Annotated in this window: 11 protein-coding genes, 2 tRNA genes, 1 pseudogene and 1 CRISPR repeat array (1 of these 15 cut by a window edge); of the genes and pseudogenes, 7 read left to right on the forward strand and 7 right to left on the reverse strand. The window is 53.3% G+C overall.

The window, feature by feature from the left end:
* A CRISPR array of direct repeats spans positions 1 to 4722; the repeat unit is 28 nt; unit sequence GTTTTCTGCCGCACAGGCAGCTTAGAAA (it extends 1987 nt beyond the left edge of the window).
* Between the two features lie 451 nt (positions 4723 to 5173).
* Positions 5174 to 7327, reverse strand: coding sequence for an NHL repeat-containing protein (locus ACYVB2_RS07235; RefSeq protein ID WP_382430061.1), 2154 nt, complete (start codon positions 7325 to 7327; stop codon positions 5174 to 5176).
* Between the two features lie 157 nt (positions 7328 to 7484).
* Here ACYVB2_RS07235 and ACYVB2_RS07240 point away from each other — a divergent pair.
* Positions 7485 to 7939 (forward strand): annotated as a pseudogene (locus tag ACYVB2_RS07240) (transposase); the annotation flags it as partial.
* 260 nt (positions 7940 to 8199) lie between these two features.
* On the opposite strand, the gene ACYVB2_RS07245 reads toward ACYVB2_RS07240, so the two are convergent.
* The 4 genes from ACYVB2_RS07245 to ettA form a co-directional block, all read right to left on the reverse strand.
* Complete coding sequence (locus tag ACYVB2_RS07245; protein WP_382430059.1) at positions 8200 to 9252, reverse strand: extracellular solute-binding protein; 1053 nt, start codon at positions 9250 to 9252, stop codon at positions 8200 to 8202.
* Positions 9253 to 9434: 182 nt separating this feature from the next.
* Positions 9435 to 9983: a phasin family protein gene (locus ACYVB2_RS07250; RefSeq protein WP_382430057.1), complete on the reverse strand. Its 549-nt coding sequence runs from the start codon at positions 9981 to 9983 to the stop codon at positions 9435 to 9437.
* A gap of 181 nt (positions 9984 to 10164) precedes the next feature.
* Entirely contained in the window at positions 10165 to 12264 is a 2100-nt protein-coding gene (locus ACYVB2_RS07255; RefSeq protein ID WP_382430055.1) for a DUF1631 family protein, read from the reverse strand.
* Positions 12265 to 12313: 49 nt separating this feature from the next.
* Positions 12314 to 13975, reverse strand: a complete 1662-nt coding sequence (gene ettA, locus ACYVB2_RS07260; RefSeq protein ID WP_382430053.1) for an energy-dependent translational throttle protein EttA — start codon at positions 13973 to 13975, stop codon at positions 12314 to 12316.
* 245 nt (positions 13976 to 14220) lie between these two features.
* Between ettA and ACYVB2_RS07265 the strand changes: the two genes are divergently transcribed.
* Positions 14221 to 15942 (forward strand): DEAD/DEAH box helicase, encoded by a 1722-nt coding sequence (locus ACYVB2_RS07265; protein WP_382430051.1) that lies wholly within the window; start codon positions 14221 to 14223, stop codon positions 15940 to 15942.
* Between the two features lie 99 nt (positions 15943 to 16041).
* The gene (locus ACYVB2_RS07270) at positions 16042 to 17739 is read left to right on the forward strand and encodes a M14 family metallopeptidase (RefSeq protein WP_382430049.1); all 1698 of its coding nucleotides are present in this window, start codon (positions 16042 to 16044) and stop codon (positions 17737 to 17739) included.
* 69 nt (positions 17740 to 17808) lie between these two features.
* Here ACYVB2_RS07270 and ACYVB2_RS07275 read toward each other — a convergent pair whose 3' ends face one another.
* The gene (locus ACYVB2_RS07275) at positions 17809 to 20094 is read right to left on the reverse strand and encodes an Orn/Lys/Arg family decarboxylase (protein ID WP_382430047.1); all 2286 of its coding nucleotides are present in this window, start codon (positions 20092 to 20094) and stop codon (positions 17809 to 17811) included.
* A gap of 159 nt (positions 20095 to 20253) precedes the next feature.
* Between ACYVB2_RS07275 and ACYVB2_RS07280 the strand changes: the two genes are divergently transcribed.
* The 4 genes from ACYVB2_RS07280 to ACYVB2_RS07295 all read left to right on the forward strand — a co-directional run bounded on the left by ACYVB2_RS07280 (position 20254) and on the right by ACYVB2_RS07295 (position 22886).
* Complete coding sequence (locus ACYVB2_RS07280; RefSeq protein WP_382430045.1) at positions 20254 to 20679, forward strand: NfeD family protein; 426 nt, start codon at positions 20254 to 20256, stop codon at positions 20677 to 20679.
* Between the two features lie 42 nt (positions 20680 to 20721).
* Positions 20722 to 21636: an SPFH domain-containing protein gene (locus ACYVB2_RS07285; RefSeq protein WP_382430043.1), complete on the forward strand. Its 915-nt coding sequence runs from the start codon at positions 20722 to 20724 to the stop codon at positions 21634 to 21636.
* Positions 21637 to 21710: 74 nt separating this feature from the next.
* Positions 21711 to 21800: transfer RNA gene (locus ACYVB2_RS07290), tRNA-Ser, on the forward strand.
* Positions 21801 to 22124: 324 nt separating this feature from the next.
* Positions 22125 to 22886, forward strand: coding sequence for a 3-hydroxyacyl-CoA dehydrogenase (locus ACYVB2_RS07295; RefSeq protein ID WP_382430041.1), 762 nt, complete (start codon positions 22125 to 22127; stop codon positions 22884 to 22886).
* Positions 22887 to 23008: 122 nt separating this feature from the next.
* On the opposite strand, the gene ACYVB2_RS07300 is transcribed toward ACYVB2_RS07295, so the two are convergent.
* A tRNA-Asp gene (locus ACYVB2_RS07300) sits at positions 23009 to 23085 on the reverse strand.
* Positions 23086 to 23119: the final 34 nt, after the last annotated feature.

Raw genomic sequence — 23119 nt, forward strand, 5'->3', positions numbered from 1 at the left:
TTTTCTGCCGCACAGGCAGCTTAGAAAATTGCGTGGGCTGTGAGCGCCTTGCTCACCTGCGTTTTCTGCCGCACAGGCAGCTTAGAAAACGTCACGGACGTTGTGATCATTAAAGTATTTGTTTTCTGCCGCACAGGCAGCTTAGAAAATTTACTGTTATCCCTGCAAATGACGTGCTGCGTTTTCTGCCGCACAGGCAGCTTAGAAAAGCGATGGGGCTTTGTTGCATCCGTAATTTTTGTTTTCTGCCGCACAGGCAGCTTAGAAAGCTGCTTGTTGTGATATAGCGGAACCTAGCGAGTTTTCTGCCGCACAGGCAGCTTAGAAAAGACGGTTTCACCATCACAGCGCACAAACAGAGTTTTCTGCCGCACAGGCAGCTTAGAAAAACCCATAGAGAGCAATGGCGTTGACGAATTTGTTTTCTGCCGCACAGGCAGCTTAGAAACATAATGCCGTCTAATAACCGATACCCAGGAGTTTTCTGCCGCACAGGCAGCTTAGAAAATGAGGGGCGGCAGCCCAGATGAAACCCTATCGTTTTCTGCCGCACAGGCAGCTTAGAAACCATGTTTCGCCCGTCTCTGGGTTGCGGTACATTGTTTTCTACCGCACAGGCAGCTTAGAAATGATTGGTCTGCGCTGGGGTGCAACTCTACCCGTTTTCTGCCGCACAGGCAGCTTAGAAATTTTTACCAAAAGCTTCTTTTGGATATGACCAGTTTTCTGCCGCACAGGCAGCTTAGAAATGCTGCGTATAACACTTGCAGAGCTTAGACGTGTTTTCTGCCGCACAGGCAGCTTAGAAAAGATCACGGCGCTTGCCCAATGCAATAACACCGTTTTCTGCCGCACAGGCAGCTTAGAAAAACAATGACGCTTATCATAACAAATGCCTAACACGTTTTCTGCCGCACAGGCAGCTTAGAAAATGCCGCTTGGCGCTTGGCTACTCCATCCCTCGTTTTCTGCCGCACAGGCAGCTTAGAAACAGAATAGCATCACAGCCCAAGATAGCTCTGCGTTTTCTGCCGCACAGGCAGCTTAGAAAATATTAAATCATTCCTTTGACGTTCATGTCGAGTTTTCTGCCGCACAGGCAGCTTAGAAACTACAGTGGGCCACGGCACCACCCAATACCCCGGTTTTCTGCCGCACAGGCAGCTTAGAAAAGCTTCTGTCATGCCTGACTCTAGCGCGTCAATGTTTTCTGCCGCACAGGCAGCTTAGAAAACGGGAACGAGAGGCCTTTCATGCGGCTGCCGGTTTTCTGCCGCACAGGCAGCTTAGAAAGGGAGCGTCATCGAGAGCGTTGATCGCATTCTGTTTTCTGCCGCACAGGCAGCTTAGAAAATCAATGGTCTAACCGGGGCCGTGCTGTCGCCAGTTTTCTGCCGCACAGGCAGCTTAGAAAAGAATGCGAGCAATGTCAGTCGAGTATCAAGCGTTTTCTGCCGCACAGGCAGCTTAGAAATCATAACTCGCCTCGCACGCTACTCCACGGATGTTTTCTGCCGCACAGGCAGCTTAGAAATTGTCAATCTCTTGAGATGCGGCGATTTGGTATGTTTTCTGCCGCACAGGCAGCTTAGAAACATTTCAGCTATTAACGCGCAAGCATCTGCCATGTTTTCTGCCGCACAGGCAGCTTAGAAAATATCGCGTGGAACGTAGTTGGTGCCAACAGCGTTTTCTGCCGCACAGGCAGCTTAGAAAGCGACGGGAGCCAGCTGCCATTTGATGCCAAGGTTTTCTGCCGCACAGGCAGCTTAGAAAGGTCACGGCGCCATAGCCAGTGGCATCGAATGGTTTTCTGCCGCACAGGCAGCTTAGAAACCTGATGTTCATCCTTCATCGCGTGAGTACCCGTTTTCTGCCGCACAGGCAGCTTAGAAATCTAACAAAAAAATGCAAGATCAGCTGGGTACGTTTTCTGCCGCACAGGCAGCTTAGAAATGCTGTGCCCAGTGGCGCATTGTTTCGCGGCAGTTTTCTGCCGCACAGGCAGCTTAGAAATTCTTGACAGCAGCGCCAGCATTGAAAGTGATGTTTTCTGCCGCACAGGCAGCTTAGAAAAAGGCGTGCGATAGCGCCGTTCCACCGCTAGAGTTTTCTGCCGCACAGGCAGCTTAGAAATGAACGATAAACCCAATCTCGGTTTGACCATCGTTTTCTGCCGCACAGGCAGCTTAGAAAATGGCACTCCTTCCTATAGCACTTTTTGTGCAAGTTTTCTGCCGCACAGGCAGCTTAGAAATTCGGGACGCGCCGGTAGCAATGACACAATCTGTTTTCTGCCGCACAGGCAGCTTAGAAAAAAGCGCCGCCTCCGGGGTTTGTCGCCGGATCGTTTTCTGCCGCACAGGCAGCTTAGAAATATGGATTATCACAGTTGGAACGATGCTGGCCGTTTTCTGCCGCACAGGCAGCTTAGAAATAGCAATGGTCTTTCTCAAATGGCCTGAATAGGTTTTCTGCCGCACAGGCAGCTTAGAAAACCACCGCCGCCACCGCCCGGTACAGACCCAGGTTTTCTGCCGCACAGGCAGCTTAGAAATGTACCAATCCGTGCAGTCGCTGCACCTCTTTGTTTTCTGCCGCACAGGCAGCTTAGAAAGCACCGCAAACGCAACGAATGGCCGTGGAGAAGTTTTCTGCCGCACAGGCAGCTTAGAAAGTGGAATGTGAACTTGGCTGGCAGTGGCAGCAAGTTTTCTGCCGCACAGGCAGCTTAGAAAAATGAGTGCTTTACGCACAGCTCAGGCTATTGGTTTTCTGCCGCACAGGCAGCTTAGAAAACGGACTCGCACAGTTTGTCCGCCGTAGGTCAGTTTTCTGCCGCACAGGCAGCTTAGAAATGATACTGAGCGGGCCATCGGCTTAATTGTGCGTTTTCTGCCGCACAGGCAGCTTAGAAATTACAAAAAACATTTACTACGGCTCCAAGTCAGTTTTCTGCCGCACAGGCAGCTTAGAAATCCTGCCGTTTTTGAAAATCAGCGTGAATAACGTTTTCTGCCGCACAGGCAGCTTAGAAAACCAGAACTAACACCAACAGCACCCGCCGGTTGTTTTCTGCCGCACAGGCAGCTTAGAAACGGAATAGTAACCTCTGGAATATTACAATAATGTTTTCTGCCGCACAGGCAGCTTAGAAATGAGCATCATCACTAATGCGATTTTTCTCAGAGTTTTCTGCCGCACAGGCAGCTTAGAAAGCCAAACGCACGGGAAAATACCGTGCTGGCTTTGTTTTCTGCCGCACAGGCAGCTTAGAAATTCGACGCGAATCATATCACGGCTTCTGGCATGTTTTCTGCCGCACAGGCAGCTTAGAAAACCTGCCGCTATTGGCGGTGAGTTTGCTTTGATGTTTTCTGCCGCACAGGCAGCTTAGAAACGTGGTGAATTGCGTTTATGGGGAGTCATTTAGTTTTCTGCCGCACAGGCAGCTTAGAAAGATGTTTTTATCTGAGTCAAAGCCCCCTGGAAGTTTTCTGCCGCACAGGCAGCTTAGAAAATGCGTAGGCGGTTGGATCAAACTCAGCCTCTGTTTTCTGCCGCACAGGCAGCTTAGAAATCAACAGCGTTAGTGACAATGTTGTTTTCAATGTTTTCTGCCGCACAGGCAGCTTAGAAAATCCTTGCTCACGTGCAAATTCAGCATCAGCCGTTTTCTGCCGCACAGGCAGCTTAGAAAAGCACCGAGCGAAGAAACGCTGTCAAATGTTTGTTTTCTGCCGCACAGGCAGCTTAGAAATTGCTGGCGTTGCGCCAAAACTGTTGCTTGCTGTTTTCTGCCGCACAGGCAGCTTAGAAAACTCGGACACCGCCAACGATTTTGGTTTCATTTGTTTTCTGCCGCACAGGCAGCTTAGAAACGTATGAGGCGGCACGTACCGCATTGGCACGCGTTTTCTGCCGCACAGGCAGCTTAGAAAGTTGGTGCGGAGGTTCATCGCGCAGAGACACAGTTTTCTGCCGCACAGGCAGCTTAGAAATTGTTGGAGTTCTTGTTCGCGTTGGCTGAAAAGTTTTCTGCCGCACAGGCAGCTTAGAAAAGCAGCGCGTTGTTGTGGCTGATACTGGCCCACGTTTTCTGCCGCACAGGCAGCTTAGAAATGGTGCCTTATCGCCCGCAGGCCAAGCGCCCTGTTTTCTGCCGCACAGGCAGCTTAGAAAAGGCACGCTCTCGCGACTCGCCTGCGCTGGCAGTTTTCTGCCGCACAGGCAGCTTAGAAAGTTCGGACACGATGGCCCGGAAATCCGCCGGTGTTTTCTGCCGCACAGGCAGCTTAGAAATTAGTTCGTCGCCGTGCCATAAGAGAACCCCTGTTTTCTGCCGCACAGGCAGCTTAGAAAAAAACAAACAGGGTTTTGGGCGTCATGCGGACGTTTTCTGCCGCACAGGCAGCTTAGAAAGTCAAGCAAAACACAACCACAGCCCGCGCCTTGTTTTCTGCCGCACAGGCAGCTTAGAAATTTCCGCAGGGCCGTAGGGGTTCTCTTATGGCGTTTTCTGCCGCACAGGCAGCTTAGAAAAGGGAAAGCTGTAGCCAATCCGCTACGTGATTGTTTTCTGCCGCACAGGCAGCTTAGAAAGCCATGAAACTCTTTACCGTATCCATCAACACGTTTTCTGCCGCACAGGCAGCTTAGAAAAGCTCATCCCGAAGCGCCTCGACCTTCACCGCGTTTTCTGCCGCACAGGCAGCTTAGAAATTGTATGGTGATTCCTGCATTTTTTGCGGAATGTTTTCTGCCGCACCAACCGCGATGCCTCATCACTGACTTACGCCTCATCTCGACCGCAAGCCTGATTTTTATGGGTTGTGTTAGTCGCTCTAACCACCAAGTGTGGACGGACGGCATCTATCGAATCCGTACAGCGCACAACTTGCCCACTATCAGTAGTAAAGATTCCACCGATGGTGCAGAGCCACAACATTGTGACCCCTGCTAAATCTACTGAAACCTGCCTATTTTTTAGTCAAAAGTGGGATAAGCATTCCTTATCGAGGAGAAAATTGGGGTAGCCATGCCTAACTGGCCAGAAGCAGGCAGTCTCCAAAGAAAAACAACACAGCGCGCTGCCACAAGCCTGATCGTACATGGGGCCAATTTGGCAAAAAATTGCCATCTGATCTTGGTGCAGCTATATCTGCACTTGAGATCAATCGGGGAGCTTCACCTGAATCACAGCATGCGAAATGCTGACATACAGCATGGAATCACGAATTGCAATGCCTGCGGGACGGTTAATGCTCCCTGGTAGATCACCTGCGACAAATCCCCGATGCCCCATCTGTCCCACTATGGTGCTCACCTGACCGTCAGGTTTAATCTTGCGAATCACGCTATTTGCTGGATCCGATACATACACGTTGCCTTTTTTATCCACTGCAAGACTGGCAGTCTTTAGCTCCTCTGGCCAATCCACCGAAAACAGTGCGTTGGTTCCAGAGCCATCTGCATAGCCAGGAGGAGCGTTGGGGTTACCTGCCAAAGTGCTAACGAGTCCAGATGGCGTGATTTTTCGAATGGTTGGGCCTAATCTCTCAAAATAATTAAGACTGTCGACCACATAGAGGTTACCTGCTGTATCGGTAGTCATATTGCCCAACCAAGAAAATAAAGCGGTTTCACCTTGACCATCCCTGTGCCCCCACGTCCCTTCTCTGCCTGCGAACAGTGTCGGTATTCCTTGGGTATCTATTTTGAAGATGACACCCTGGTATGTAGACGCATAGACGTTACCTAAAATGTCTGCAGCAATACCGGTGACTGGGTTGTTGACTGATACATCAAGCAAAGGGTTTATATCTGCTAAAACTACAACTTCACAGTTGCTCATCTTCAGGATGCGTGAATCGATATAGGTGTAAAGGTTGCCAGCTCCATCGGTGGCCAAAGCCGATCCGGGAATCCCGAAAATTCCACTTGAAAGCATTTCCTTGCCTAGGCCTGTGAGCGAAACACAATGCCCTCCGGGCTGCCCCAAGGTGCCTACTTGACCATCCGCTTGTACCGTACGGATGGTCTGGTTGCCTTTATCGCGCACATATAGTGCCCCGGAAGGATCAAATGCTAGTGCGGAGGGATTATGAAAGCGAGCTAGATTGCCTTGCCCATCTTTCAAGCCTTTGGGATGGACAGGCCCTGCAACCACAGCGTATGTACCCTGACGTGTGTAGTTGCGCAACTGGACTCCCTCGCGCGTGTCGTAATTACCTTCGGCCACCAAGAACTGGCCATCGGCTCCAGCTACCATACTGATAGCCTGACATAAATCATCGTTGCTCAAACCGCTGTAGTTGTGACAATCGGAGGGGGCGCTGATTAGAGTCGTAACGCTTCCATCCCTGCCAACATGACGAATACCAAGCCGAAGATAACGTATGGAAGGGGGGCCTAACATTAGGGAGTAGTTCACCTCTTTATCCAACACGAACAGGCGATCTGCCGAGTCAAATGTGATAGCCACAATTGTGTTCCCGAGCTGTCCATCGGTGCCGGATACTACAGTGGGTTGGCCGTTCACAGCATACTTCAGGATTAGGCCAGAATCTGCAACATAGAGCGTACCAGCAGAATCAATGGCTAAAATTGGGTTTTTCCCTCTGGTTTGGCTAGCGATTGTACTAACTACACCATCGGTAGTGATCTTGCGGATTCGACCTGTTTCGTTTTTACCAGAGAGATTGGCTTCAGACACATAGATAATTCCGGCCTTATCTACGGCAATGCTGCTGGGGTTACATAGAATAGCCGTACTACCCATACCATCTTGGTTGGCACATACCCCTGGCTGACCAGCCAAGGTAGTCACCGCTCCTGTAGCACTTATTTTACGTACCAGGTGATTTGCAGTATCTGCCACATAGGTGTTTCCTGCTACATCTACGGCAACTCCAGTGGGGCGATAAAACCGTGCCTCAAGGCGATTACCATCCGAATAGCTGGATAAGGCGCCAGAAACGGCACCCGAAGGCACCAAGCCCCCAGCCAATGTACTAATTTGATCATAGTTAGCACTGAGCTTACGTATCAGGTTATTGTTAGTGTCAGCAATAACTACTTCCCCCGAACTGGTCAAGGCCATCCCAGCCACTCTAGTGCTGAGACTGGCAGTCGTACTGGTCAGTCCATCCTGATTGCCCTCACCGAGGGTATAACCCGCTAACAGTGACAAATTGGCAGAAGAAACTGGTGGTTGTAGTTCTGTTGAACTCTTCGAATCTCCCCCACAAGCGGTGAGCATGGGAACAATCAACGTGGTAATCAGGCTGATGTATTGAAGAGGCTTATTTATTTTATAAATTTTCATGGATAAATCTTTTATAGAATCCGAATTTATTGGTCTATGAAACACTTTACACGTTTAGATTGGCTAACACAACTTGTGTTGGGAGGCCGCCAAGCGTTATGCTTTAGTCACTATGGCTAGACGCGCCCCATCAGTACACAACTGTGAACACAGGTAAATCGATTGGGAGCGTGCCAGTGTGGATAGCGCAACGGTGGCTAGCTCCTAGGGGTAAGAGACAGGCCCAAATCCGACCGACAGAGGCAAACGCGGCTCGAAAAGGCACATCGTTGTAGATGCGCGTGGCGTTCCTCTGGTAGCGCAGGTCAGTGATGCCAATACACATGGTTCGACACTGTTTGAGCAGTGCTTGGAGCCATCCCAGCAGTGCGAGGGTTGAAGGGCCGAGTACGCCGAAAGCCCCGGAAGTTGCATGCCGACAAAGGGTATGACGTACGCCATTGTCGCGATTATTTGAAGGCGTGGGGCATTACCAGCCGCATAGCACGCAGAGGAATAGAGAGCAGTGATCGGCTGGGTAAATACTGCTGGGTGGTCGAGCGTAGGCATGCATGGATTGCGGGCTTTGGCAAGTTACGCATCCGATTCGAGCGGCAACTTTATATTCACTAAACGCTACTGAACTTGGCCGCTACCATCATCTGCTCTCGCTTCGTGGATAAGTTATGTTAGCTGGCATGAATTTGCGAAACGAATATTGTCTAGCACCAATTATTAATTAGCAATCTTCAAAAAATTACATAAAAACACAATAATAATTATTAAATACAATAAAAAGCAAAACTCTAAATTATCTGAATTCTTAACCGTGCATACATCATTAAAAAGCCCGGATTTATCGGGCTTCAACAAACATTTTCAATACAAACGTATTAAGGAAAACCAACTCGATCCAACATTTGCTGCACCTTAGGCATGTTTGCCCCCACTGCACTGATCGGAATAGTCTCGCTCTTGAACGCCATACCCCCTGTCATGGCCTTCAGGGCTGGGTTTTCTACATGCACATCTTTGGCTGCAGGCCACTCATTGTTACCATTAGCAAAATAATTCTGCGCTTCAGCACTGGTCAGATATTCCAGAAATTTGATGGCATTGGCCTGATTCTTACTGTGACGGGCAACAGCCCCCCCAGCAATGTTCAGGTGTGTGCCCCAAGATTTTTGGTTAGGAAAAACCACTCCCACTTTGTTGGCCACTGCCACATCTTCTGGCTTGCTCGAACGCAGCAAACGGGCCAGATAATAGCTGTTGGTGACAGCAATATCACACTCTCCAGATGCTACCGCCTTGATCTGGTCTGTATCCCCTCCCTTGGGGGGGCGAGCCAAATTAGCCACCAAGCCTTTGAGCCAGTTTTCTGTAGCCTGTTCACCCAAATGTTCAACCACCGAACCGAACAAGCTCAAATTGTAGGGGTGTGAACCAGAACGAATACACAGCTTTCCTTTGTGTTTAGGATCGGCCAATTCTTCGTAGGTATCTATATCAGATTTTTGTACTTTGATCTTGTTATAAACAATCACACGAGCACGGGTGGACAAACCAAACCAAGCAGTACTGCCATCGGCTGCAGGCTGACTGCGCAAGGTGGCGGGGATGCGCTCATCCAGCACCTTGGATTTAATCGGCTTAAACAGGCCGTCTACCTCACCTTTGTACAGCCGTGCGGCATCCACCAACAAAATAACATCTGCAGGCGAGGCACCGCCTTCGGCCTTGAGGCGTGCCAAGATGCCCGTATCGTCGGCATCTACCCGGTTGATCTTGATACCTGTAGTTTTGGTAAAGCCACTGTACAGCGCCTCGTCCGTGCTGTAGTGGCGGGCTGAATACAGGTTGACAACCTGTTCCTGGGCTTGTGCGATGCCGGTGGTCAGCAAGACAGAGCAAGCCGTCGCTACAACAGAGAGAATGTGTCGCATAGGGATCTTGTAGATAGATAATTCCACATCATAGATCAAACGCGAACCATTCGCAATCAGATAGGGCAAAAAAGAAGCCCGGCACATCGACCGGGCTTGAAAGGACTCCTGAAACGGATTCGAGGAGATCCAAGGAGACAACCACAACCACCATGCCCTGCCTAAAGCAGGGCAGGTGCAGATTAGCGTTTACGCGGAGCTGCCGACTTGGCAGCATCAATGGCAGAAGCCGTCACCGCATTGAAATTGGCTTCTGCTGCTTCCGAAGCTTGTTTGACGGCTTTTTGCACCGATTCAAAAGCACTGCTCGCGGCAGAAACAGCATTTTTCATCACAGCCACTGCTGGTTCAGAACCGGCAGGCGCATTCTTGCTTGCATTGTCAAGCAGGCTCACAAAGTTCAGTTGCGCTTCTGCGGTCTTGGCCTCAAAAGTCTTGGTGAATTCTGCACTGGTGCCCGAGGCAATGTCATACAGGTGACGACTGTAGGCAGCAGCCTTTTCTGCCAACGGCTGGAACAACCCCGCTTGCAGTGCCAACAACTCTTGTGCGTCTTTCACGCTGAGCAGGGCTTGGGAGTGGTTGGCGGCCTCACTCAGAGCAGCACGAGAAGCCGTGACATTGAGTTCTACGAGCTTCTCTACGCCTTCAAAGGCTTTGCTAGTAAGGCCAAACAAGGTCTCGATGTTGGCTTTATGAGCGGCCAGGATTTGTTCGTTGGTCAGCGACATAGGGTCTCCAATAGTGACGGCCAGAAGGCCAAGAATATATGAATCTGCGCTGATGTGGCTTGACTACCATGTTGCAGTGCAGCATCTAGGTCATTTTAGGCAAGGTGATCGCAAATGCAAGTGCTATTTTTAGATGGCATTTAGCAGAGCGATAGGTCTGTCCTGATGGTGTATTGCCAATTCACGGGCCAGCGGTCAGTATGCGCATTGCACCTTCTGTGAGTAAACGGTCGCGCATGCGTCGGGTCATGGATTGGGTGCTGCCATCTGCGGCAGTAAACAAAAACAGAGTGCCTTTTGGGCTAGCCCAAGTCAGCTGGGTGCGCACCACCTTCCGGTTGCCATGCAGTTCTACCCAAGTACCCGTAGGAAAGTCATCATGGGCCAGCACAGGGGTGGTGGCGGGTGCAGTAGCATCCATCAGCTCCGCTGGTGTGCCATAAACCGAATCGAGTTCGATATCAATATCTGGCCCTGCATCCAAATCAATATCGGGTTTACCAAGAGGTTCGTGATGTTGTGTATGGGCAGCAAGAGCGGGCCTAGAAGAGGCAACGGGTGCCGAGACGGGCCGAGCAACCGCCAGCGTTTGCTGGTGTAAACGCTGCAATCTGGCAAGAAAACGCTCTGTTTCCATGCGTGGCCGCCCAATATCCTGCAAGCCTTTTTGCAGGGTACTGATCATCTGTGGCACAGCTTGGGCAATTTGCTCGCGCTCATCGGGAGGCATGTTGGGCCGCACACTCCAGAACAATAGCGGAATCAATGCCAAATAGCCATGCGGATCACCATCCCCGCTGTCTGGCTGTTCCAGTTGCGCCTGAGCAATCACTTGAGTCCAGAGCCCGGTTGCAAAGCCCATCACTTCGGTGGGAACATGTCCAGTGTCAGGCAGCTTACGGATATTGCTGGCGATTTCCGAGGTCAGATGCTGGTGGGAATTAGCCTGCTCTGCCACCTGGGCTGCCGCTTGGCGCTGCTGTTGCTCCTGTTGTTGCCATTGCGCCCAGACAGTTTCTAGGCGCTGAAGTGCGGTGGCAAACGGCGCCGCTTGGCGTGTATCTTGTTGAAGAAGATGGTGGTTGAGTTGATGCAGCAACCCAATAAAGCGACTGAACCCCGTCTGGTTTTCCGTGGTAAAGGTCAGGCTACGCTCGGTGATTTCGTCCAACAAACGCCGGGCTGGATGAAGGGGATTGCTAAAGAACGCAGCGTCATGGCCTGCCAATTGACCGATGGCTGGCCCCATGTCTTGCAACGTTTTTCGTACCGTAGGCAACAAACGGGCGTCTTGTGCAATGTTGTCCATCATCCGCGCCACCACATCCCCTGCTTGCCAAGCAACATCAGGGGCAGGCATCAGACCATCATCGGTGGCTGGAGGAGGCGCTGGTTCCCAACCTACTTGCAGACCGCTGTAGGGATCGACCCCACCCTGGAGCAACTGGTGGAGAATGCTGGCCGTCAGTGCATCTTCTTGAGCCTCCGCATGGGTTGCGGTAGCCTGTGGCCAGTCAGTGTGCAAATGGCCCTGCCCCGAGGCAAGTCCAGCACCGTAGTGGCTCTGGGTCATGGCCGCCATCCCACTGTGGTGCGCAGACAGGTGAGAGGGTCGGCTCGACACCACACCATACCCCACAGGTTCGATGCCTTGTTGGCGCAGCGTCTGGACGGCCTGTTGGTATCCCGGAATCAGTGCAGCCCCCAAAACTGGCAACAGATGCTGCATCCAAGTAGCACGAACCGCGTCGGGCACCTCTACACGCTGGTTCAACGCCTGTTGCAGGGCACGAATGTAGTTTTCTGGACGCAAAGGATTGCGCTCTGCTTGTACGCGGTGCAGCCCTTGGGCTGCACTGACCAAAGCATTGAGTTCTGACAGCACAGCCTCCGCCACATGGCTGACCTGTTGTTGGGCACGCACCCGTTCAACCTGAGCCTCTTGCTCTTTTTCATCCACCAAGGACAGACTACCGAAATCGATCCCCGATGCCTTTGGCGGTGAGGGCAGGTCGTTGCCTGCATTGCGGTCTTGGGCAAAACACTCCAGCAGCGCAAGAGGGTAGGCTCTGAGCAAAGCTGACTCTTGGAGCAAGAGCAAGCGCAAGGCGTCAGCCGCCTGTTGCCGCTCTTGTGGGCCTTGTGTGCTGCTTTGTGCTTGGTCGTTCAGACTCTGGCTGGCTGCCGCCAGCAATTGCGCCATCAAGGTTTCGCCTTCACGAACGGCCTTGATGACACAGTCTTGCAAAATCGACTGGGCGTTAGAAACGGGAACCGACATGGTATGTAACAAACTTCCAGTCACGACTCCGACATGCAGCAAGAGGGTTTTACTTCAATGCCTTGAAACGCATGCGATGGGGACGGGCAGCCTCTTCGCCCAGACGTTTCTTTTTGTCAGCTTCGTACTCTTGGTAATTGCCATCAAAGAATACCCACTGGGAGTCACCTTCAGCGGCCAGGATATGTGTGGCAATACGGTCTAGGAACCAGCGATCATGGCTGATAACCAGCACGGTGCCTGCATATTCCAACAAGGCATCTTCTAGCGCACGCAGGGTTTCAACGTCCAAGTCATTGGATGGTTCGTCTAGCAGCAACACGTTGCCGCCCTGAATGAGCGTCTTGGCAAGGTGCAAACGACCACGCTCACCACCCGAGAGCATGCCAACCTTCTTCTGCTGGTCACCCCCATTGAAGTTGAAACGGCCGCAATAGGCCCGGCTAGCCATCTGGAACTTGCCAATGTTGATCATGTCCAAGCCGCCGGAGACGTCTTCCCAAACCGTCTTGTCATTGGCTAGCGCATCGCGGTGTTGGTCAACAAAAGCCATTTTGACGGTGGCACCGACCACCACCTCGCCGCTGTCGGGTTGCTCTTTGCCCGCCAGCAATTTGAACAGTGTGGACTTACCAGCGCCATTGGGGCCGATGATGCCTACGATGGCACCCGCAGGAATGTTGAAGCTCAGGTTGTCAATCAGCAAACGGTCACCAAACGACTTGCTGACGTTCTTGAACTCAAACACCTGTGTACCCAAACGATCCGCCACCGGAATGAAGATCTCTTGGGTTTCATTGCGGCGTTGGTATTCGTAATCGCTCAGTTCTTCAAAGCGCGCAATACGTGCCTTGCTCTTGGCTTGGCGGCCCTTGGCGTTTTGGCGCACCCATTCCAGCTCTTTCTTGAGTGCCTTGGCACGGGCTTCTTCTCCCTTTTGTTCGGCTTCCAAGCGGTTCTGCTTTTGCAACAGCCAGTCAGAATAGTTGCCTTTGTAAGGGATGCCGTGGCCCCGGTCCAGTTCCAAAATCCACTCGGCAGCGTTGTCTAAGAAGTAGCGGTCGTGGGTAATAGCCACCACGGTGCCTGAGAAGCGTTGCAGGAATTGCTCCAACCAATCCACCGATTCAGCATCCAAATGGTTGGTAGGCTCATCCAACAGCAGCATGTCGGGCTTGGACAACAACAGGCGACACAGGGCAATGCGGCGTTTTTCACCACCAGAGAGCACTCCCACCTTAGCATCCCACGGTGGCAAGCGCAGGGCATCGGCGGCAATTTCGAGTTGGTGTTCAGAATCGGTGCCTGCCGTAGCAATGATGGCCTCTAGGCGGGCTTGTTCGGCGGCCAAGGCATCAAAATCAGCATCTTCTTCGCCGTAGGCGGCGTAGACCTCTTCGAGCTTGGCTTTGGCAGCAAAGACTTCGCCCATGGCCTCTTCCACACTTTCACGCACCGTGTGCTCTGGGTTGAGCTGGGGCTCTTGGGGCAGATAACCAATCTTCAGGCCGGCCATAGGGATAGCTTCGCCTTCGATTTCCTTGTCCACGCCTGCCATGATCTTGAGCAGCGTTGATTTGCCCGACCCGTTAAGGCCCAGCACACCAATTTTGGCACCGGGGAAGAAGGACAGAGAGATGTCTTTCAAGATCTGCCGCTTAGGCGGCACGGTCTTGCTGACATGATTCATGGAATAGACGTATTGGGCCATCGGTACTTGTTCAACCTGAAAAGAAAGCGCAGAAGCTTCTGCGAACAGACCTCCATTATCGGCCCATGCGACAATAGCTGCCGTTGCGCACTCCAGTTGTGAGCAATATCAGCAGTTTGCTGGGGACGACGCAAGCCATTGCCGGCTCCCACCCTTGAACCTCATCGGCCTGATACTGGCTCGGCAGCTTTTAGGTTGCCACGACAGGTCGATACCCGGCGCCCGGATGGGCGCGTCTGACATCCATGACATTTGACGATTTGAACCTGGCCCCGGCCATTCTGAAGGCCGTACACGAGCAAGGCTACGATACCCCCACGCCTATTCAGGCCCAAGCTATCCCGGCCGTACTGGCAGGACATGACTTGTTGGCGGGTGCCCAAACGGGCACTGGCAAAACAGCAGCCTTCACTTTGCCCTTATTGCACCGCCTTGCACAGGGTGGCGCACCCAAAAGCAAGTTTGGTAACAAAGGGCTGCGTGCCCTGGTACTGACACCCACCCGCGAGCTGGCCGCGCAAGTAGAAGAATCGGTGCGCGAGTATGGCAAGTACCTGGATTTAAGCTCCACAGTAGTGTTTGGTGGCGTGGGCATGAACCCACAAATTGACCGTATCCGCCGTGGTGTGGATGTGTTGGTGGCCACCCCAGGGCGGCTGCTGGACTTGCAGCAGCAGGGCTTTCTGGATTTGTCCACCGTGGAAGTGTTGGTACTGGACGAAGCCGATCGAATGCTCGACATGGGCTTTATCCACGATGTGAAGAAGATTTTGGCGTTGGTACCCAAAGAAAAGCAAAGTTTGCTGTTCTCCGCCACCTTCAGCGATGAAATCCGCGAGCTGGCAGCAACGTTGCTGAAAGACCCACAAAGCATTCAGGTCACGCCGCGCAACACCACCGTACAGCGCATCTCCCAAGTGATCCATCCTGTAGGACGCGGCAAGAAAAAGCAGGCGCTGTTGCACATCATCCAACAGAACAATTGGAGCCAAGTGTTGGTGTTCACCCGCACTAAGTTCGGTGCCAACAATGTGGCAGAGTTTCTGACCAAACACAACGTCAGTGCGATGGCGTTGCACGGCAATAAAAGCCAAAGTGCGCGCACACAGGCACTGGCCGGGTTCAAGAGCGGCGAGATCCGAGCCTTGGTAGCCACAGATATTGCAGCACGCGGCATTGATATTGATGACTTGCCGCATGTAGTCAATTACGAAATTCCGAATGTTGCCGAAGACTACGTTCACCGCATTGGCCGTACGGGCCGTGCTGGTGCCAGTGGCGAAGCAGTGAGCCTGGTTTGCATGGACGAAGAAGGCTTCATGATGGACATTGAACGCTTTACCAAGCAAACCATTCCGGTGCAAGTGATAGAGGGCTTTGGCCCCGAAGAGGGCGAGAAAGCTGAACCCATCGCCATGGGGCGCCAAACGATTTGGGGAGGAGCAGGCAAACCACCAAGCCGTGAGGTCATGCAGGCGGCAGCCAAGGCAGCCCGAGGGGAGATGATGGAGCGCATGCGTGCCAGCAAAGTAGCCCAAGGCGAACGCACTGGCGGCAGCAAGGCGGGAAATAGCAACCACAATGGCCCACGTAGCAATGCAGGCGGTGGTGGCCGTGGGGCGCCACGCAATGCACCAGCCGCAGGGCATCAGCCCAACACTGGCGGGCGCGGCCCCGCACCCGGACGTGGCCGTACTGGTGGTGGCAATCGTTTCAACAGCGATGCCCAGCCGCCACGAGAGAATGCCCATTTGGGCACGCACGGTGGTCACAGCATGCCCTCTAGCCGTGGTTCTGGGCCATCGGGCCAGCCAGACCCCATGCGTACCAGTGTGGACAGCATGCTAGAGCGCGGTCGCCGTGGCGGTGGTTTCCGCAATGGTGGCGGCTACGGTGGTGGTGGCGGGCGCGGTGGCTCCCGCAGTGGTGGTGGCGGTGGTTCGCGCGGTGGCTCTTTCAACCGCTGAGGTGCTCGCACAGGGGTCAGGACGCGGCCTCTTGGGTATTGCCATCATCAAGCGGTAGTAATATCACAAGGCCCTTTCTGGCTCCACTTTGTACACACCATGATCCTACTGCGAGCACAAGCCCTGTGGCTGGCAACCCTGTTGGCGGGCTGTGCCACTACGACCCCATTGCCACCATGGTCTAACCCTTTCAAGGCGTCCCCAGCCAAATTGCCGCCCCCTTCGGGGGCAGCCACGGTGGCAGCGGCCTTGCCCCCATCGGCAACGCCACCTGCTGCGGCGATGGCAACCAATGGCCTCGGAGCCCCTGCGCTGGCCGTACATTTTCCCGAGCCAGCCCAGAGTTACCTCACGCCAGGACTGGCGCCACAACGGCAAACATTCACCAGCAATCCCGAACTGGCCCAATGGTTGCACCAATTGGCAACGGCACCCCTGCCAGGAGGGACGCAGGCCGTCTTGTTAACGCCTGGCACCTCACAGCAGGGCAAGCCCATCTATGCCCTGCTTCTGACCAGAGTACCCAGCACCGCCCCAGACAGTCTGATAGCCAGTAAGCGTCCTACGGTGTTGCTACTGGCACAGCAACATGGCGATGAGCCAGCGGGCAGCGAAGCCTTGCTGGTTTTGGCACAGGAGTTGTCCACGGGACAACTGGCTCCATTGCTGGACAAAATCAATGTCGTGTTGGTACCGCGTGCTAATCCCGACGGAGCCCAATCTGGTCAGAGAAACACGGCCAATGGTGTGGATTTGAACCACGATCACCTGCTGTTGCAAACACCCGAAGCGCGGGCATTGGCGTTGTTGGTGCGTGACTTTCGCCCCACCCTGGTGTTAGATGCCCATGAATACAACCCAGCAGGGCGTTATTTGTCGCAATTCAATGCACTGGCACACAATGATGTGCTGTTGCAATATGCCAATGCAGCGGGCACACCTGAGTTCTTATCTAAAGCGTCCCGTGAGTGGTATCACACAGCACAGGTCAGTGCCCTACAGGCACAAGCTCTGCGCAGCGACTGGTATCACACGCCCTCGGGTGAACAAGGCCAGGCCCGACTGGTCATGGGTGCTGCCACGCCAGACACCAGCCGCAATGCCAACGGACTCAAACAGGCGGTCAGTGCCGTTGTCGTGACGCGTGGCATTGGTTTAGGACGAGCCCACCTTCAGCGGCGTGTCCATGCCCAAGTCACAGCCATCAGCAGTGCTTTGCGCACCACGGCAGAACGTGCGGCCAGTTTAGAACAGGTGCGCTCTTTTGTCGTCCGCGACAGCATGGCACAGGCTTGCCGCGATCGACTGGTGCTAGAGACCGCCACGGTGCCTGAAAGCCGTGATGTAACCTTCCTAGAATCTGCCACCGGGGCTATACGCACACAGCGTGTCACTTGGGAGTCATCGCTACAACCACGCACCGTACAGACGCGAACAAGGCCTTGTGGCTATTGGCTGGCCCCTGGTGCCGCAGATGCTGTGGAGCGTTTACGTCTGCTGGGGGTGCAGGTGCTGCGTGTGGCCGAGCCTGGCGGCGTGGTAGCAGAGACTTTCACAGCCTCGGGCAATACCTCGGTGCAAACCAACCAAGCACCAATGGTGCTGGTGCGCAGTGCATTGGACGTGCCCGTGGGTAGCTATTACGTCTCATTGAGTCAACCCTTGGCCAATCTGGTCACGGCAGCTTTAGAGCCTGATACAGGCCACAGTTACTTCACCCACCAATTGATTGGTGGGCTGTCTGAAGTGGCCCGAGTCATGTCCCGGCCTGCCCTGGTATTTGAAGAAACAGAATAAACACCAGTCACCAACGGTGCTTGGCTGTGGAGTGCCTGTTCATCAGGCACTCCGGCAACCAACCCCTCTCTATTGCGCCACGCAATCAGCGTAGTAACGCACAACCCCATCGTTGCCTTCTACCTCGACCAGACCATGAATGTCGGTCTCAAAACCGGGACAAATCTTGGCAAACTCGCGGGCAAACTTGAGGTAGTCCACGATTTTCTTGTTAAACACTTCACCAGGAATCAAGAGTGGAATGCCCGGTGGATAAGGTGTGACCAAGCCTACCGTGATGCGCCCCTCTAAGTCATCAATCGCCACACGCTCAGTGGTGCGGTGGGCAATGTGGGCATAAGCATCCGAAGGTTTCATGGCCGGTTTGAGATCCGAGAGATACATCTCGGTAGTCAAGCGGGCAATGTCGTACTTGGCGTACATCTCATGAACATGCTGGCACAAATCACGCAGACCCATGCGTTCATACACTTTGTGCTGCTGGCAGAACTCGGGCAAGATGCGCCACATGGGCTGGTTCTTTTCGTAATCGTCCTTGAACTGCTGCAAGGCCGTCAACATCGTGTTCCAGCGGCCCTTGGTGATACCGATGGTGAACATGATAAAGAACGAATACAGGCCGGTCTTTTCTACCACCACGCCATGTTCGGCCAAGTATTTGGTAACGATAGAGGCCGGAATCCCCGTCTTGTCAAACTCGCCATCCAAATTGAGGCCCGGAGTCACGATGGTGGATTTGATCGGGTCTAGCATATTGAAGCCATCGGCCAGCGGGCCAAAGCCGTGCCACTTGCTGTCGTTCTTCTTGCCTTTACCTTTGCCATCGTTGCGGATGATCCAGCTCTCGGCACGGCCCACGCCCTCATCCACCAACTTTTCTGGCCCCCAGACCTTGAACCACCAGTCGTTCTTGCCAAACTCCTCTTCTACCTTGCGCATAGCCCGGCGGAAGTCGAGGGCTTCCAGAATGCTCTCTTCCACCAAGGCAGTGCCGCCAGGCGGCTCCATCATGGCAGCTGCCACATCGCAACTGGCAATGATGCTGTACTGCGGGCTGGTGCTGGTGTGCATCAGATAGGCTTCATTGAACAAATGGCGATCCAGCGGCGTGGATTGCGACTCTTGCACCAACACATGGCTGGCCTGACTGATACCAGCCAACAGTTTGTGGATAGACTGGGTGGCATAGACCACCGAATGTTGAGGCCGGGCGCGCTTCTTGCCCATCGCATGGTAAGTACCATAGAAGGGGTGGAAGGCCGCATGGGGTAGCCAAGCTTCGTCAAAGTGCAGGTTGTCTACATAGCCATCTAGCATCGTCTTGATGGTTTCAGTGTTGTAGAGCACACCATCGTAGGTCGATTGTGTGAGCGTCAGCACCCGTGGCTTGACTTTGCTGGCATCCACGCCTTTGAGCAACGGATTGGCGCGGATTTTTTCCTGGATGGTTTCTGGCTCGAATTCGCTTTGCGGAATTGGGCCAATGATGCCAAAGTGGTTGCGTGTGGGCTTCAAGAATACCGGAATAGCCCCCGTCATGATGATGCTGTGCAACACCGACTTGTGGCAATTGCGATCGACCACCACCACATCGCCGGGGGCCACCGTGTGGTGCCAGACAATCTTGTTGGACGTGGACGTGCCATTGGTCACAAAAAAGCAATGGTCGGCATTAAAAATACGGGCAGCATTGCGCTCGCTCTCGCCAATCGCACCATTGTGATCGAGCAATTGACCCAGCTCTTCAACCGCATTACACACATCGGCGCGCAGCATGTTCTCACCGTAAAACTGGTGGTACATCTGGCCCACCGGGCTTTTCAGAAAGGCAACGCCCCCTGAGTGACCCGGACAGTGCCAAGAATAAGAGCCGTCTTCGGCGTAGTCGAGCAACGCCTTGAAGAATGGGGGCTGGATGCCCTCCAGATAGCTCTTGGCTTCACGCACAATGTGCTTAGCCACAAATTCAGGGGTGTCCTCAAACATGTGAATGAAGCCATGCAACTCACGCAAAATGTCATTGGGCAAGTGGCGGCTGGTTTTGGTCTCACCATGCACATAGATGGGCACATCCGCATTTTTTCGTCGCACCTCCTCAATGAAAGTCCGCAAGCTCAGCACAATCGGGTCTAAACCCGAGCCCAAGGTGAACTCTTCATCGTCAATCGACAAAATGAAGGCACTGGCACGGCTCTGCTGCTGGGCAAACTGACTCAGATCACCATAACTGGTCACACCCACAACATCAAACCCCTCTGCCTCAATGGCTTGGGCCAGCGCACGAATGCCCAAACCCGAAGTATTCTCCGAACGGTAGTCTTCATCGATGATGATGATGGGAAAGCGAAATTTCATGCGCAACCTCTGTAGGTAGGGGTTCAAGGGCGCAGTGCCCTAAAAAAGAAAATAGGCGCGAAGTGTAAGGAATAACTTTGTCCGTGCCATGACGCAGACTGTTAATGTCCCAGAATATGTCGTAGTGCCGATTGATCTGAAAGCGAGGACCCTGTGACCTTGGATGATTCCACACTCTGGTGGCTGTTGGCTGGTGCCATTGTGATAGCCGAATTGCTAACGGGCACTTTTTATTTGCTGATGCTGGCGTTGGGAGCAACAGCTGGAGCATTGGCAGCCCATTGGGGTCTTGGCCAAGCGGTGCAGATCATGTCGGCTGCAATAGTAGGAGGCGGAGCCGTGGTGCTGTGCCAATGGTACCGGCGCAGGCGTCCGGGTGATCCATCGCCCCGCTCAGATCGCAGCGTCAATCTGGACATTGGCGAAGTGGTACATATTGAAGGCTGGAATGCAGACGGTACCGCACTGGTGCGTTATCGGGGCGCACAATGGACAGCCATTCACCGCCCAGGCACCACGCCACGCACTGGCGCACACCGAGTAGCAGAACTGGTGGGCAGCCGCCTGTTGGTGGATCCGGTGTAATGCTTGTGCCTGTTTTTTTCCATCTCCGCAGAAAGGCCTATCATGGAAATCGCCATCATCGTGTTTGTCATTGCCGTGATTTTTACCGCACACGCAGTGAAAGTGGTTCCACAACAAAACGCTTGGGTGAAAGAACGGCTGGGCAAGTACGCTGGCACCCTCACTCCAGGGCTGAATTTTTTGATGCCTTTTGTCGAGAAGGTCGCCTACAAACACAGCTTGAAGGAAATTCCGCTGGATGTGCCCAGCCAAATCTGCATTACCCGCGACAACACGCAGTTGCAGGTGGATGGCATCCTGTATTTTCAGGTCACCGACCCAATGCGTGCCAGCTACGGCTCATCCAACTACATCATGGCCGTCACACAACTGGCGCAAACCAGCCTGCGCAGCGTGATTGGCAAGCTGGAGCTGGACAAAACCTTTGAAGAGCGCGACATCATCAATGCCCAAGTGGTGCAAGCGATTGACGAGGCTGCACTCAACTGGGGGGTTAAAGTGCTGCGCTACGAAATCAAAGACCTGACACCACCCAAAGAAATTTTGCACGCCATGCAGGCCCAAATCACTGCAGAACGTGAAAAACGGGCCTTGATCGCTGCCTCTGAAGGCCGACGCCAAGAACAGATCAACATTGCCACCGGCGAACGAGAAGCCTCCATTGCCCGCTCAGAAGGTGACAAACAAGCGGTCATTAACAAAGCCCAAGGTGAAGCCACCGCCATCATGACACTGGCGTCAGCTTCAGCACAAGCGATTGAACGGGTGGCAACCGCCATTCGTCAACCCGGTGGCGAGCAGGCCGTACAACTCAAAGTGGCCGAAAAGGCCGTGGAGGCCTATGGCAAAGTAGCACAAGATGCCACCACCACCTTGATTGTGCCCAGCAACATGACTGAGGTATCTGCACTGATTGGTTCGGCAATGAAGATGGTGCAAGTTGAACGCTCTGCCTAAGAAACCACAGAACTTATATTTATTTCTCATGGCTTCTGAATTGTAGAAATTCATCGCTATAATGAGAGGCTCACGGAGAGGTGGATGAGCGGTTTAAGTCGCACGCCTGGAAAGCGTGTGTGGGCTAATCCCCACCGCGGGTTCGAATCCCGCCCTCTCCGCCACAGATAAGTTTTCAGTGGTTCGCCACTGTTCGCTAAAGTACAAAGTTACCCCAGTAAGTCATTGACTTACTGGGGTTTTTTGTCTTTTTGCATTCTATTCAAGCCATCAAGCTGGGGAGATTGGGTGCTTTGCATACGATGGGGTATTTTTTCAACCCCTACCCAATAAGCGTGCGTCTCCAGCATCCACCGCCTCCAACCCAGTAGCTCTTTGGCTCTCACATGCCAGACACGCATCAGTTCTTCACCGACCTGATGCCCCGTCCTGCGTAACTGCAAGGCATAATTTACGTTTACGTCAACGTTAAACCAAGGAGACAAGCAATGGAAATCAAAAACAATGTCTTTATCGTGACCGGAGGAGCTTCAGGGTTGGGTGAAGGTACCGCCCGAATGCTAGCGGCGCAGGGCGGCAAGGTGGTAATTGCCGATGTTCAGGTCGATAAAGGTGAACTGTTAGCCCAAGAGATTGGTGCTACTTTTATGCGCTGCGATGTGAGCCAAGAAGCCGATGGACAAGCTGTAGTGGCCCAAGCTGTGGCACTGGGGCGCTTGTCGGGGCTGGTCAATTGTGCTGGTGTGGCACCAGCAGAAAAAATGGTGGGCAAACAAGGCGCGCACAGTCTGGCAGGATTCAACAAGACCATCCAAATCAATCTGATTGGCACCTTTAACATGCTACGTTTGGCTGCTGAAGCTATGTGCCAGAACGAACCTACTGCCAGCACGGGTGAGCGTGGCGTATTGATCTCCACCGCCAGCATTGCCGCCTATGATGGACAAATGGGCCAAGCTGCTTACAGCGCCTCTAAGGGCGGTATTGTGGGCATGACCTTACCTATTGCCCGTGATTTGGCCCGCAATGGTATTCGCAACATGACCATTGCCCCCGGTATTTTTGGCACTCCCATGATTTTTGGCATGCCCCAAGCGGTACAAGATAGCTTGGCTGCGGGCGTCCCCTTTCCTAGCCGGTTGGGTACGCCGCAGGACTACGCTAAGTTGGTACAACATATTCTGGAAAATGACATGCTCAACGGCGAAGTGATCCGCTTGGACGGTGCGATTCGTATGCCACCCCGTTGAGCCCACCACAAAACGACTCTTTTATCATCCTCTGTGTGCGCTTGCTATACAGAGGATGGTGTGGGGTACAGAGCTGAAAAAACCAAAAAGCCCTACCAGCGAACTGATAGGGCTTTTAATTTTGGCGGAGTGGACGGGGCTCGAACCCGCGACCCCCGGCGTGACAGGCCGGTATTCTAACCAACTGAACTACCACTCCTGGTAGATAGCTTTACTTGCATTTTTACTACAAG

The sequence above is a fragment of the Giesbergeria giesbergeri genome (genome assembly GCF_054779375.1).